This is a genomic window from Shewanella sp. MTB7, from assembly GCF_027571385.1.
Taxonomy (GTDB): Bacteria; Pseudomonadota; Gammaproteobacteria; order Enterobacterales; family Shewanellaceae; genus Shewanella.
The window spans coordinates 1,247,491-1,262,077 of the sequence record NZ_CP085636.1; the positions used below are offsets into that span (position 1 = coordinate 1,247,491).

Below are 14,587 nucleotides of genomic sequence, written 5' to 3' on the forward strand. Positions count from 1 at the left end.
CGAAGCGATAGCTAACGAAGAAGTAAAAATATAACCCTCTTCAAAGTAGATTTACCTCCGTGTACTCCGTGAAGCGCAGCACAATAACGTCCCTGTTTAACAGCCAGTTCTACAGTCCCAGTATCTCGTTCATAAGCTTATGGCTTCGCCATATTCACCGTGGCGAGAACAAGCTTTTGTCTTTTAGCTAACCAATCCAAACAAAGACTATTCACCACGGAGGACACAGAGACCACGGAGAAGTGCAAAAACAAAGTACAACATCGCAAGTCAAAACGAAGCGATAGATTACAGTGAAGGTGTGACCCTCAAACATGACACCCAATACCAAACCAACCAAAAGTTAACACATGAAAATGTAATCAGCCTTCATTCCAAGGCTGGATAGAAAACTATGCGTCTAGTGGATAACCACAATCAGTCAGGAACTGCAAAAAACCATACTCAGTTAACCAACAAAGCTGCTCCTGGGAGCTAACCAAGAATCGACCGCTGTAACACAGGCCGTGACCAGACACTGGGCCCACTTGATTGGTAGTGCGTGGCACAATTAACATCCATCGCTGAGTCAATAGAATATTATAGGGTAAACACTCGCTATAACCTTGGTTCAATGTCGTTGTGTAGCGCCCAAACTGGAGCATGGTAGCGCTATAGTGCTGCATCAACAATTCAGCCTCTAATTGTTCAAATTGAAGCAGATAATGTTTAAAGGGTAATTGGCCAGAGAGTATCAAGTCTTCTAACAAGATAGGTGTTTTAACTAACTGCATATGAAGATGCATTTGGCTAGAACCTGCATCATGGCCAGCATTAAAAAAACCCAGCGTATCAGCCGAAGAAAAGCCCTTTATCCATGCCTCAAAATCGACTAATCTCAAAGCTGATGTCTGCGGAATATAGTCCTTAGCGCAGATCAATATATGCGGAGTGATAATAGGGAATTTATTGAGCAAACAGATATGCTCAGCCCCGACTTGGTCAATGTAGAGTGCGGGATCATAAGGAGCAACAAAAGGATCGTGTAGCGACATCTGTGGCTGGTGTTTTTTGGCCATATTCTTTGTCACTATATTGCCAAAATAGTTCACGCCAGAACGCTTAACTAATGTATCGGCATCCGTTAACGGCAGTAATGCACCAGTTTGCACCCCACTCTTTGTAAGCTTCTCCGCCTTAGTCCAAAGCATTAAACGATACCCAGTCTCAAACATAATTAACTGATAATAATTTTTTTATTGTCATAAAGGTAGCTGTTTCGGCTGCTTTATTTAAGGCTGGCAGTCTTAAATCCCTTCTGAATTGTTATGTCAAACCCTTGAGTATATCGCTCAAAGGTGAAAACTCCCTTTCAAGCCTGTTCTGTTAACTTATGAGGACGAAGCTTTGATCTCATTAGCTAAAACTCGACTCAATGAACCCTTGCTTGGTGCTCTAAAAGAGTGGGGCAACTTATCTGCACATTAGTCCACATCAGGTGCTAAGTTGGTGATAAATAGTCATGAATGTTTATCTAATAACTTCTTCAAATCATCGGGTATTGGCATCGGCTGCACTGGATTCACATTCGATCCTCCGGTGTTACCTAAAGGAACCCAGATCTTAGAGAAAAGTATGGAGGCAATAATTCTGCTCATTTGACCGAAAACCTCTCTAAAATGACCTCGCTTAAAACCAACTTTTAGCATCCACCAGTGTGATCTCGTATGAGGGAAGATATATGACTGCCCGAGAATATGGGCTCGTTCAAGGTGATAAAATGCAGAGTCCAGCTCATCGTTCGCGTATAAATGAATAGCTTGATCCATTTCTGAACCGAAGGCTTGCCTTAATTTTTGTTGCATTATCACTCCGTATAAATCAAATATCAGGCTTTATGAACTTCTAGAACGGCCCATGCTACTCGCATGAGCAAGACAATTTATCCAATATCAGCATGATAATGTTTCTGGCCACGCACTCAAACTATCACTTATTTTAAGGAATAATCAGAGCCATTAATTCAAATCTGAAATTAATGCAGGGATGCCAGGTAATAAACCAACCGTTGCCATAACGCCAGTCAATACCACAAACATAATACTGGGGACAATCCAGCGATTCATCTTCGTTAATTTTGCACTGCGATCTTTACAACCAATCAAGCCTAGATTATCAAGTAGCATGGTGAGCGACCAACCAAAAGCGGGGTTGACCAGTACCGACGAGAACACAACTATGGCCGCCGATTGGGTTGTTTTGCCTTCTCTGGTCATCTCCATGCCTGCTTCAAGTAACGGTATAAACACCCCGACTACTAATGCAACACACAGCACAGGTTCCCATATCGCTAAATCCATTGGATAACCCCATAACGCGGCGATAATGCAAAATAGAGCAGTGAGTAGCGCGCCTGCTGGGATCGGGCGTTTAGCGATAGCAGCGGGGATGATGTAGGTTCCCCAAGATGAGGTGAAGTTGGCCCCCCCTAACAGTGATCCAAATGTTTGACGAATAGAGGCACTTGTCATGGTGTCGTCAATGTTCATTTGTACTTTTTCAGTGCGCTCTGGATAATTTATTTTTTGAAATACTTGATGGCCTAAGAAGTCTGGCGACCACATTGCTACAGCTAAAACCGCGAAGGGTAGCACGACCACAAAACTTTCTAAGGTGGGTAAACCTAGCATCCAGCCAGTCTTGTCACCCCACCAATACATAGGATCCATGTTAGGCAAGCCTGGACCTGTCTGAAACTCAAATGGTGCGCCCATAGCAAAGGCTAATGTGCCACCGAGTAAGCAGCTTAACGGGACTGCTAGCCAACGTTTACGCCAATGTTCAAGCAATGCATATAAAATTATCGTACAAAAAATAACAACAAAGGCGATGTGTGCCATGCCGATATCATTTGCCCACGAGTACAACTTTTCAACCTGCGAAACCGTACCGACAAAGCCAAGGTATAAGAGTAATCCGCCGCACACGCCTTTGCTGGTCAAGTTTGCCAGCATACTCCCGCCTTTGCTAATCGCTAATATTAATCCCAGCGCACCAATGAGTAGCCCAAACGCCATTGGATGACCACCTGCTGCAACTACAATAGGAATAATGGGAATAAGAGGGCCGTGGGTACCCGCTAAGTTTGCTGTAGGTAATAAAAAGCCTGAAAAAATAACAATAAAGAAGGCTGCAATGATTAACTCATAGCGCACATTTTCTAATATAAAGCTCTCTTCTAGTCCTAACGATGTGGCAAAAGTCGTTGCTATTGCGCCTACCATCACGACTTTACCAATCGTCGCTGCCATGGCTGGAATAGAATCTTCTAGTTCAAATCGATAGTCTTTAAAAGGCCAGTTAGGACGCCAGCGTTTGGGATCCATTATTTGCAATTCGTGTTCTAAATATTCTTCACGGGAATTAAACGCAGAACTGGGTTTATGTTGTTGCTGGTAACTCAACTCATCTACCGTTTTGGGAGGTTCATTTTTTTGTTCATGCTCATGCACAGATCCAGAATTACTGCTCATATCATTCCTTTGTTCACTCTCTAAAAAGTGCTATGCCATATAAATTAGAAGCACTTTATCTGAAGCCAGAAAGCATAGCGAACAATAGAAAGCATTTTAGACTGAGACATTAGTCGTAGGTAAATATATATTTACAGGCTTTAAATCAACAGCTTGCAAAAGTCCTAATGTTGTAGTCAAAGGAGGCCAAAGTGTTTTGGACGGCATTTCACGCTTTGTTTAGCGAGTTACTCACTAAACAAAGTAGCAGGCAGAATAAACGGGTATCGAAGCGACTGTGAACTTCTAAAATATGGCCGAAAAATAAATTGTGCACATATCCAGCGGGAGACAATAAAAAATAATTAAGGTATGTCCTTCAATAATCAAACCCAATACCAATTCAGCCAAAAGCTCAAATATAAACTAACAAAATGTAATCAGCCTTCGTTTGAAGGCTAGCTAGCTTTGGTCGACCACTAGATTAATCGTCTAACCAGTCCATATTGGGTAGTGCATCCAAATGCTGGTCATAACGCTTTGCGTTAAAAGTGGCTCCATGCTTCATGATATCAAATACTTCGACAGCCAACGCACATGCCATCCATTGAATAGCTTCTTCACGAGGCGTGCCAGTCATGACTAAACGCATCAAGGTTGCTTTTACCTTTTTTGGTTCACCGTCGGCGATTTGATTTTCGACTGTTTCAATTAAAGTTTCTTCAGTCATGTAGCTATCTTGTTCATTGTCCATTATTACGACTCTGTTATGTACTTAGCGCCATTATGCCACATGCATAAGAAAAGATAGGACCGTCATTCGAAGCACATCAAATTTGTTGAACTTGTTTGAAGATGGTTACATGATGAGCATGTAACCATTAGTTAACTCAAAGATAAATTATGTCACGGATCGTAAAACGGATTTTTATTTCGCTGAGTATCTCTCTTCTCATCTACTTAGGGATTGCTTTTGGTCTTGTCTATTTTAGTGAGCCGAATGTCGTTGATGCTCAAAAGGAGAGTGTTGCCAGTGACATCGCCTCTGTAAACATAGCTTCTGTAAAAGAGGGGGAAGTGATGGATAAAAGTATCGATTTTTCACAGATGATGATTGACTATAGCGATATGCCTGCGCTTCAAAGTTACAGTGCCCGTGATGGTGCATCATTGGATTATCGTTACTATCCCAGTGATTCCAATAAGCTGTTAATTCTGCTACATGGTTCAGGCTGGCATAGTCAGCAATTTTATCTTTTGGCTAAATACATCAGTGAACAAGGTCTTGCTCAGGTAGTGACACCAGATTTGAGAGGCCATGGCGTACATCCCCAAAGGCGCGGAGATATCGATTATATCGGTCAATTTGAAGATGACTTGGCTGACTTGATTGATAAGATAAGACCTAAACCTCGCAGTGGTCCTATCATTATGGGGGGTCACTCCTCCGGTGGCGGCTTGGCGATACGCTTTGCGGGCGGCCAGTATGGTCAATTGATAGATGCTTATCTGCTGTTGGCGCCCTTTATTTTTTATAATGCACCGACAACAAGACCCAATGCGGGAGGGTGGGCTAAACCTTATACGGCGAGAATTATCGGGTTAACCATGCTCAATAATCTGGGGATACATCAGCTTGATTACTTAACGTGTATCACCTTTAATATCCCGAAAGAGATCCGTAATGGCATGGAGACATTAGCTTACTCATTTAGGTTGAATACTTCATTCTCTCCCCGAGATTATAAACGAGATCTCAGCAGTATCACTCAACCTCTATTGTTGATTGCCGGAACGGCGGACGAGACCATGTTTGCAGATCAGTATTCGCCTCTGCTCTCCTTGTATACACAAGGTGAAGTCGAGCTTTTACCTGGAGTTAATCATATGGGCGTGGTGGTTGGTGAAGAGGTTAGACCTGTGGTTAATAATTGGTTGGAAGAGCTGTAGTTGAGAGCTACGAGTTTCGAGCTAAAAGATGAGAGCTTGATACTACTCTTTAGCAACAGAAAAGTTCAGCATGACGGCTCAGTTGTTGATTCCGTCATCCTGAGTTTATCTTTGGCTCGCTACTTTCTTTGCTATGTTTTTAACTCGCTCCCTTTATCTTAGCCTTCCCTTAATTCTCGCCTTAGGATCTTACCCACGGTTGATTTTGGTAGTGCTGCGACAAACTCGATAATGCGAGGAACCTTATAGGCGGTTAGCTGCTCTCGACAGTAAGCATCAATCTGAACTCTGGCCTCATTATGGTCGGCGTCTTGCTCATTAAGCACGATAACCACTTTCACTTTCTCACCTGCGCGCTCATCTTTTACGCCGATGACGGCGCACTCTAATATAATGTCGAGGTTTGAGAGCACATCTTCAATCTCGTTAGGGTAAACATTAAAGCCTGAGACGATGATCATATCTTTGATACGATCGACAATCTTATGAAATCCATCACTGGTGGCGACACCAATGTCACCGGTTTTAAAGAAACCATCTTGGGTCATCACAGCCGCAGTCTCTTCTGCTTGGTTCCAATATCCTTGCATCACTTGAGGGCCACGAACTGCCACTTCCCCACTTTCACCTAACGCGACTTCTTGGTCGTTGGTATCGATAATTTTAATTTCAGTGCCTAAAACGGGCTTGCCGATGGTGCCAATTTGCTCTAGGCCTGGTGAGTTTAGCGAGACCACGGGGGAGGTTTCTGATAATCCATAGCCTTCAGATATGGTGCAGCCAGTGGTTTGTTGCCATACGTTGGCGGCAGCATGAGTCAGAGCGGTGCCACCTGAGATCGTCACTTTCAGATGACTAAAGTCTAAGGCTTTAAATTCAGGTTGATGACACAGGCCGACAAACAGGGTGTTGAGTCCGGCAAATCCGCTAAATTTGTATTGAGATATGGTTTGGATGAGCGAAGAAATATCTCTCGGATTCGGGATCAGTACTGAGCATGCACCTCGTTCAAAGTAGAGCACCAAATTCACCATAAAAGCGTAAATATGATAGATGGGCAGAGGTGCAACGAAAATCTCTTCTCCTTTAATGAGCTTGTCGCCGACCCGAGACTTAATCTGCATGGCATTGGCGATAAGATTTCCGTGACTTAGCATGGCCCCTTTAGAGAGTCCGGTCGTGCCACCTGTGTATTGCAAGGCGGCCAATTGCTCAAGCTGAGAGGTTATAGTTTGATATTCAAGTTCAGCACCTTGGCTTAATACATCAGTAAATCTCAGGGTTGGAAAGGGCACTGTAGGCTGAGTTTGAGGTTGATCTTTGGGGGTGATTAAATCTAAAGCATGGGTTGAGATAACGGTATCTATTTGGGTTTTAGCCACCACGTTAACCAGTGTTGGTAGCAGATCGGAAAGCACAACTAAGGCTTTGGCACCGGAATCGTTGAATTGGTGAATAAGTTCTCGCTCTGTATAGAGAGGGTTAGTGTTCACTATCACCATGCCGGCTCGTATTGCACCATAGGCGGCGATAACAAATTGGGTAATGTTAGGCAGTTGTATTGCAATACGGTCGCCGACATTTAAGCCCTGAATATTCTGCAGGTAAGCGGCAAAATAGCGAGAGTCACGCTCAATTTCGTTAAATGATGTGTGGTGTCCAAGGCAAGCATAGGCGGTTTTATCATCATATCGTTCACTGGTTTTTTCAATCAAATCAATAAGTGAGGTGTATTGGGTTCGGTCAAGTTCCAGATCTGAATCGTATGCCATGCTTAAATGCCCTTGTTCAAAATATTGAAGACTGAGTTGTCTGCTTTGAGCTTACTTTATGTTATGAAAAATGTGTTTGGTTTGGAAGTCAAACAGGCGTTTAGATTAGAGCTAAAAATAGGCTTAGGTCAACAATAATCATTAAATTGATCACAATTGAAACGTTTGTTAGTGGCTGGTCGAAAGTAGAGTGAATACTCAATATTGATGCAAGTTTGGCTGAAATTTATGCTGTAAAAGTATGGGGTTAATAGCCCCATACTTTTACGAGTTAGCCGGGGCCAAAGAAGTTGGTTTGTTGGAATACACTGTTATCGGGCTTGTCTACTTCAGTGATTAAAATGTTGATGGCGGTTCGGTTAGTTGTCAATGCACCACTGCGAGCTATTAGCGTAACAGGATGAGTGAGCTGTTCACCCGGATTGATAACCAATTGAGGATTGTTTTCTAATTGAAATGCTGAGTTATCGACCGACAACAGGTAGTGTCTGATTTGTTGGGTTTTATTACGTATCTTAAGCGTATAGCTATTTTCAATTAAATTGTCTGAAGTTTCTCGATAAAGATGTTGTCTGTCACGTAGCACGTTGAGTTGTATGTCACTTTTATTGGCCATATCTATGCCTATCACGACCAACATGACAAGTACTGAGACACCATAGCCGATAAACTTAAGTGAACGATATACAGGCTTATTTTGTCCTTTTAGCGCATATTCGCTGACATAAGAAATTAAGTTTTTTGGGTAGCCAAATTTATCCATAGTCTGGTTGCAGGCATCGACGCAGGCGCCACAATTGATGCACTCGTATTGCAGGCCATTACGTATGTCTATGCCGGTAGGGCACACATCGACACATAAGTGACAGTCAACGCAATCACCCAATTCAGTGTGTTGTTTACGTTTTCTCGGTCCCCGACTTTCACCTCGATTGGCATCATAGGTGACCGTTTTGGTATTGGCATCAAACATCACAGATTGAAATTTGGAATAAGGACAGCAATGCAGGCACATCTGTTCACGCATCCAGCCGGCATTAAGATAAGTACAAATAGCAAAGAACCACACCCAAACAGCGACCCAAAAACTGGCTTGAAAACTCAATATATCAATATAGAGTTCGCGCGCAGGGACAAAATACGCGATAAAAGCACAGCCGGTAAGCAGGGCGGTGATTCCCCAAGTTGTATGCTTGATAAGCCTTTTAATGAGTTTGCTGCTGGACCAAGGGGCCTTGTCTAAGGCAATGCGCTTATTTTGGTTACCTTCTATCCGAGTCTCTATCCAGACATACATAAAAGTCCAAGCCGTTTGAGGGCAGAGGTAACCACACCAGATCCTTCCCCAAAATACCGTAATGAAAAAGAGTAGAAAGGCGGCGGTAATAAACACCCAAGCTAATACGGTAAAGTCTTGTGGCCAAAGTGTGGTGCTGAAAAAGATAAACTGCTGCTGGCTTAAATCAAACAATATCGCTTGGTGATCTTGGTAGGAGATAAATGGCAGCATAAAAAACAAACAGACCAATAAGCTGTTAGTCGAGGTTCGTATTCGTTGAAAGATACCTTTTTGTTCGCGAATATGAATGTGTCCCGGCTCGGGTGGTGCTTTTTTGCTAGCTTTGGATAATTGAGTTGTGGTTGTGATCTCTCTGAACTCAATAGCCTGCTCATTATTCAAATATCTGGCCGTTTCGGTTGGCGGGGTAAATATCTCGGTGACATCGTTTAATTGATTCGTTTTGCTATTGTTCATCTGCTCTCTCTAAAAGGTGGGGAAACATACTCAACACTTCTCCCTCCTAATTAGCAATCATCAGGCCAATAACGTAATTATTTAACTTACTGAAATATAGTAGTTTTATATCTATCTATTTAACTCAAGTCACGATATAGCGCGTTTTTATGTTATACCGTGAATCGGTTAATGGCGAAATCATCGTTCAAGCCTAAATTGGACGCTCAAATTCCTGCTCTTGTATCACTCTGAGCAACTTAGATTGGGCTTCAAGGCTCAATTCTGCCACCTCATCCAGAAACAGAGTGCCATTATTAGCTAACTCAAAACGCCCTTTACGACGGCTAGTTGCGCCGGTATAAGCACCTTTTTCATGGCCGAAAAGCTCACTCTCAAGCAAGCCTGCTGAGAACGCAGCGCAGTTAACGCAAACCAAAGGTTTGTCAGCACGTTTGCTTAACTTATGTAGATTGCGGGCGACCAGCTCTTTGCCTGTGCCATTTTCACCACTGATCAGTACGGTACTGTCTGTATTGGCCACTAGTTTAATTTGTTGAGTTAACTGTTTAATTTTAGGACTGTTACCTGAGATCCCAACATCTCCAGTTTTGTCAGCTAGCGCTAATTGTAGGTATTGATTCTCTGAAGAAAGGGTCTCTGATAAAGCTTGAACTTGCTCTAGGGCTTCTCTTAGGGACTGCTCTGTTTGTTTCTGAATACTAATATCACGAAATATCGCGACTACTCCTATCATTCGACCCTCTTTGTAAACTGGTGTTGAGGTGTAATGTACCGGAAAGCTTGAGCCATCTTTACGCCAGAATACTTCATGGCTAATTTCGCGTGCTATGCCGTCATTAAGCGTGTTGTAAATCGGGCAGTCGCTTTTAGGATAGTGACTGCCGTCATTGTGACTATGATGATGACAATCATGAATATTCTTACCCAATAAATCTTCAGATTTCCAGCCTGTCATTCGTTCTGCAGCGGGGTTGATAAATACTGCGTTACCTTCCAGATTAAAGCCATATATGCCCTCACTGACTGCGTTAAGGATCAGTTGGTTTTCCGGAAGGAACTCAGAATGAAGTGGGTGTGCATCCAGATTGATATTGACCATAAAAGTCCGTCGCGTAAGTGATAAATAAGTCAGCAGTATAACTTTTTTATTTAGATCACGAAATATCGTGGATATGGATGGGCCCTACATAGGATGGGAAGACGAAGTTAGTTTTTGCATCAGCTAGGTCAATTCTCATATGGCTTTCTTTACTCATTGAAATTGTAACAATAAATTGAACAGAATATAGACTAAGGCAGTTCTGTTAATGCAACTTATGGAACATAAATCTCAAATTCTTGTTAAATAATTGTTAATTCAAGTTGTTGAATAATATAAATAATCTATTTACCTATCATGATGGCCAAATTTAGCAATAGCAATTATGAAACTTTTGTTATAAAAATGTGTCAGGAATGATTTACATTTCCGTGGGGGAACTCGAACTGAAGGCCTATTAAAATGGTTAGGTTTGGGTAGACATAAGATAAAAACAATAAAGAGAAAAATGATGATAACAACAAACAGGAAGAAGCATGGCTTGAGCTCATTGAGTTTAGCTGTATCAGTGGCACTCGCAAGCTCGCTAGCGACTTCATTTGCATTTGCCGCAGATGAGGAAGGTGAGAAGCTAGATAATGTCGAGAAGATTGCGGTGGTCGGTTCACGTGCTGCACCGAGATCCATTGGTGACTCGACAGTCCCTATCGACATTATCAGTGGTGATGATATTCGAAAATCTGGTAATTCAGATATGCTTGAAATTTTAAAAGGGGCAGTGCCTTCATTAAATGTTCACTCTAATCCCATCAGTGATGCCGCAAGTTTGGTTCGACCTGCAAACCTGCGTGGCCTATCTGCTGATAGCACACTTATTTTATTAAACGGTAAGCGCCGTCATCGTTCATCAGTGATCGCTTTCTTAGGCGGTGGTATTAACGATGGCGCTCATGGCCCTGATATCTCCGTTATCCCCAGTATTGCCCTTAAACAGGTAGAGGTTTTGCGTGATGGTGCTGCTGCGCAGTATGGTTCAGATGCGATAGCGGGTGTGATTAACTTTGTACTAAAAGACAGTGCTGATGGCGGATCGTTAGAGGTCAAAACTGGCGAGTACTACGAAGGTGATGGCGCGACGACGGAAATATCAGGCAACATAGGTATGCCATTAACAAAAGATGGTTTCGTTAATTTAAGTTTTCAGTACAAAAATGCTGATGCTACTAGCCGAAGTGTACAACGCCCAGATGCGGCTGCATTTGCTAATGCCGGACTTGATGTGGCCAATCCTGCTCAGATCTGGGGCTCACCAGAGATCAACGATGACATTAGCTTATTTGCGAACCTTGGTTTAGATCTTGATGATGACTCACAAGCTTATATGTTTGGTAACTACTCTGAACGAGACGTAAAAGGCGGTTTCTATTATCGTAATCCAAACAATCGTGGTGGTGTGTATGGCGGTATAGTACGTAATGTCGATGGCACAAATAGCTATCGGCCAGTACCGGTGGATCCAGATAATATGACTGACGCTGAAGCGTTAGCAATTGGTGCCTGGGATGGAGCAACGCCTACTGTATTGGTTGGTTCTTTAGATGGCCAAGCTCAGCAACTTAACTGTCCACTGGTAGAGATTCAAGCTAATGGTTTGCCAGATCAAGCTGCATTAGGGGCTTTAGCCGCTGCAAATTGTTTTGCATTTAATAACTCTATACCAGGCGGCTTCACGCCTAACTTTGGCGGAAATATTGTAGATACCTCCATTGTCGCTGGAACTAAAGGTGAGTTTCAGATGGAATACCTAGAAGGTATTACTTATGACTTCAGCGGTTCATACGGTAGCAATGAATCAAGCTACAAAATTGTCAATACTGTTAATGCTTCAATGGGGCCTGATTCTCCACGTGATTTTAATCCTGGTAAATATATACAAACTGAATGGAATTTTAATGCTGACTTTGTAAAGTATGTCGATTGGGGTTTAGATGATGATGTGAGTATTGCTACAGGTTTAGAGTGGCATGATGAAACCTTTGAAGTGGTTGCCGGTGATGAGGCTTCATTTAAAGTAGGACCTTTGTTCTCTCAAGGTTTTGGTATTGGCTCAAATGGTTTTCCGGGTTTTCAACCTGCTGCTGCTGGTGAATATACACGTAAAAATAAAGCTATATACCTAGACACTAGCTTTCCTATTCTTGATAGCCTAGTGGCTGAGTTTGCTGTGCGTTATGAAGATTATGACTCCTTTGGTTCTACGACCAATTTTAAAGTCGCTGCTAACTGGAATATTATTGATGATTTAGCCGTTCGTGGCTCATTCAATACGGGCTTTAGAGCACCGACGGTGGGTCAAGCGAACGTCAGTAACGTGCAAACTAATCTATCTGGTGGGGTATTGGTTGATTCAGCTCTTCTACCACCAACAAACCCTATTTCAATTCAACTCGGCGGTACAGAGTTAACGCCTGAAAAGTCTACAAGTTTCACATTTGGTACTATTTATACCCAAGGGGATTTTTTCTTAACCGTTGATTACTATAATATTCAGGTAGAAGACCGTATCAGTCAATCTGAAAAAATTGAATTAAGTGATGCAGATAAAGTGATACTTAAGGCGGCTGGTGTCCCTAATGTTGATGGACTTTCTCAAGTTAGCTTCTTTACTAATGATTTCGACACTACCACTCAAGGTCTTGATGTCGTCGCTAACTATAGCGCTGAGTTGTTTGCTGGTGATTCTACATTTGCACTCGCTTATAACTGGAATGAAACCAAAGTTGACAGTTTCTCCGATATTACTGGTGCGTTTAAAGTTTCACGCCTTGAGAACGATCTGCCGAACCACCGTGCAACATTTACGTGGGGCCAGAGCTGGGATAAGTTTAACCTGTTTACTCGTTTGAACTACTTCGGTGAATACCAAGGTGTGCACGTCGATTATGATGCCACTATCAATACTGGTAAAGCTGCTGTCACAGTAGATATGGAACTGAGCTACTTTATCAATGACTCGTTTAGCATTGCGGTAGGTGCTCAAAACTTACTTGACCAAGATGCGACAGAAATTAACTTCACGCCCGAAGGTGCCGCTGAGTGTGGTGGATGTGTTAATAATCAATGGGGCGGTCAATATTACGAGACCTCGCCATTTGGATTTAACGGTGGCTACTACTACCTTAAAGGTATTTATAGCTTCTAATACCAATTTGTTAGTTTAAGCTAGATGTTAACAGTAAGACCCAGTCACTAGACTGGGTTTTTTATTGATGGCAAAAATTGTCAAAGAGGTTATCTTAGCTCTGCTTGCAAAAACGATTGGCAACTTTTACCATTCCTAACGTTAGTAATCTGTACTCAAACAAGAAGTGCTAGGTTAATCATTAATATGTGAATAAAAACTCGCAGAGCTCTTTTATTCGGGAGAGCACCATGAGTTTTACCGCTTGGCTGGGATTACTGGCTATCTGTTGTTTAGGGGCTATGTCACCCGGGCCGAGTCTGGCGATGGTGGTCAGACACACTCTAGGTGGCGGCAGAGGTAAGGGGATAATCTGCGCTTGGGCTCACTCTATTGGGATCGGTATCTATGCGTTAGTGACACTCTTAGGTCTGGCCGTAGTACTTAAAAAAGCCCCAATGGTGTTTAATGGTATTGCCATTATCGGTGCGCTCTATTTGGCTTGGATGGGCGTGCAGGCGCTTCGTTCTAAAGGCGGCATGTCTGATAAGTTAGCGGCTGGTGAGTCAACGAGTGGATTTATTGCCGCGCGCGATGGTATTGCTATTTCACTGTTTAACCCCAAAATAATGCTCTTCTTTCTTGCCTTGTTCAGCCAGTTTGTCATGGTTGCCGATAACCTAGTTGGGCAATCATTAATCGTGTTGACCCCTTTGGTTGTCGACGGACTCTGGTACACCCTTATTGCTTTGGTATTATCACATCCTTCAGTGTTGCCTAAGTTAAGAGCAAAAGCGGCATTGATAGATAAGCTATCTGGAGTGGTGTTGATTTTACTGGCCATAAGAGTGCTAGTGACAATCTAATGATTTAGCGTCGAGGTTGGAGTTATGGATTATGAGATTAGAGTTTCGAAATTAGAGCCACGAGCGTCGAGATTGGAGTTTTGGGCTTCGAGTTTACACTCGCAACCCGATACCTTCTTTGCTCTGTCTTGAACTCGCGGCCCAAAAGGTTTACCCCTTGAAAATCTGAACCACTTCATCTTTAGCTGGTTCTGTTGCTTGTTCGTTGTTGGATGCTGGTGGATTCTTAATATGGTCATCAAGATTGTCGCTTAGCATCCCTTTGTATTCATTTACAAACCATTCTAGTGCGTTGTCTTTTTCTGCAGCAAGATCAGCCGATTTAAGTGCGGCTTCAAAGGCATTAAAACGTGATGCAGCGAAACGCAGGGCGGTACCTACTTTGCTGACATCTTGCTCTGTAGCGCTAAGTTCATTTGCAAGGGCAATAAATTGATCAGCTAACTGAAAAATGGTGGTCTCTTTATCGGCTTCTGACATGGTGCCTCTTTGTTTAATATTATAATACTGCTTGGATTCTAACTTAAAT

The 14,587-nt window shown here is 42.7% G+C and carries 10 protein-coding genes and 1 pseudogene; 3 read left to right on the forward strand and 8 right to left on the reverse strand.

The annotated features are described in order from the left end of the window. Positions 1 to 392: 392 nt before the first annotated feature. The 4 genes from HWQ47_RS05085 to HWQ47_RS05100 all read right to left on the reverse strand — a co-directional run bounded on the left by HWQ47_RS05085 (position 393) and on the right by HWQ47_RS05100 (position 4,245). Complete coding sequence (locus HWQ47_RS05085; protein ID WP_269970100.1) at positions 393 to 1,190, reverse strand: phosphorylase; 798 nt, start codon at positions 1,188 to 1,190, stop codon at positions 393 to 395. A gap of 309 nt (positions 1,191 to 1,499) precedes the next feature. Further along, on the reverse strand, positions 1,500 to 1,844 hold the full coding sequence (locus HWQ47_RS05090; protein WP_269970101.1) for a DUF3703 domain-containing protein: 345 nt from the start codon (positions 1,842 to 1,844) through the stop codon (positions 1,500 to 1,502). A 153-nt stretch (positions 1,845 to 1,997) separates the two neighbouring features. Further along, positions 1,998 to 3,512 carry a DUF3360 family protein gene (locus HWQ47_RS05095; protein WP_269970102.1) on the reverse strand — a complete coding sequence of 505 codons (1,515 nt, stop codon included), beginning with the start codon at positions 3,510 to 3,512 and terminating at the stop codon, positions 1,998 to 2,000. Positions 3,513 to 3,975: 463 nt separating this feature from the next. Next, the gene (locus HWQ47_RS05100; RefSeq protein ID WP_269970103.1) at positions 3,976 to 4,245 is read right to left on the reverse strand and encodes a hypothetical protein; all 270 of its coding nucleotides are present in this window, start codon (positions 4,243 to 4,245) and stop codon (positions 3,976 to 3,978) included. A 149-nt stretch (positions 4,246 to 4,394) separates the two neighbouring features. Here HWQ47_RS05100 and HWQ47_RS05105 point away from each other — a divergent pair, with 149 nt between their 5' ends. Continuing rightward, positions 4,395 to 5,441, forward strand: a complete 1,047-nt coding sequence (locus HWQ47_RS05105) for an alpha/beta hydrolase (RefSeq protein ID WP_269970104.1) — start codon at positions 4,395 to 4,397, stop codon at positions 5,439 to 5,441. 158 nt (positions 5,442 to 5,599) lie between these two features. Here the strand turns inward: HWQ47_RS05105 and HWQ47_RS05110 are convergent, their stop codons facing one another. The 3 genes and pseudogenes from HWQ47_RS05110 to HWQ47_RS05120 form a co-directional block, all read right to left on the reverse strand. After that, positions 5,600 to 7,213 carry an AMP-binding protein gene (locus tag HWQ47_RS05110; RefSeq protein ID WP_269970105.1) on the reverse strand — a complete coding sequence of 538 codons (1,614 nt, stop codon included), beginning with the start codon at positions 7,211 to 7,213 and terminating at the stop codon, positions 5,600 to 5,602. 271 nt (positions 7,214 to 7,484) lie between these two features. Further along, positions 7,485 to 8,969, reverse strand: a complete 1,485-nt coding sequence (gene ccoG / locus HWQ47_RS05115; RefSeq protein ID WP_269970106.1) for a cytochrome c oxidase accessory protein CcoG — start codon at positions 8,967 to 8,969, stop codon at positions 7,485 to 7,487. Between the two features lie 202 nt (positions 8,970 to 9,171). Further along, a pseudogene (locus tag HWQ47_RS05120) lies at positions 9,172 to 10,071 on the reverse strand (sigma 54-interacting transcriptional regulator); the annotation flags it as partial. 451 nt (positions 10,072 to 10,522) lie between these two features. On the opposite strand from HWQ47_RS05120, the gene HWQ47_RS05125 reads away from it, so the two are divergent. Beyond that, a complete protein-coding gene (locus HWQ47_RS05125; protein WP_269971670.1) occupies positions 10,523 to 13,213 on the forward strand; it encodes a TonB-dependent receptor plug domain-containing protein in 2,691 nt (896 codons plus the stop codon). A 230-nt stretch (positions 13,214 to 13,443) separates the two neighbouring features. Continuing rightward, a complete protein-coding gene (locus HWQ47_RS05130) occupies positions 13,444 to 14,058 on the forward strand; it encodes a LysE family translocator (RefSeq protein ID WP_269970107.1) in 615 nt (204 codons plus the stop codon). A gap of 150 nt (positions 14,059 to 14,208) precedes the next feature. On the opposite strand, the gene HWQ47_RS05135 is transcribed toward HWQ47_RS05130, so the two are convergent. After that, on the reverse strand, positions 14,209 to 14,538 hold the full coding sequence (locus HWQ47_RS05135; protein ID WP_269970108.1) for a DUF3144 domain-containing protein: 330 nt from the start codon (positions 14,536 to 14,538) through the stop codon (positions 14,209 to 14,211). Positions 14,539 to 14,587: the final 49 nt, after the last annotated feature.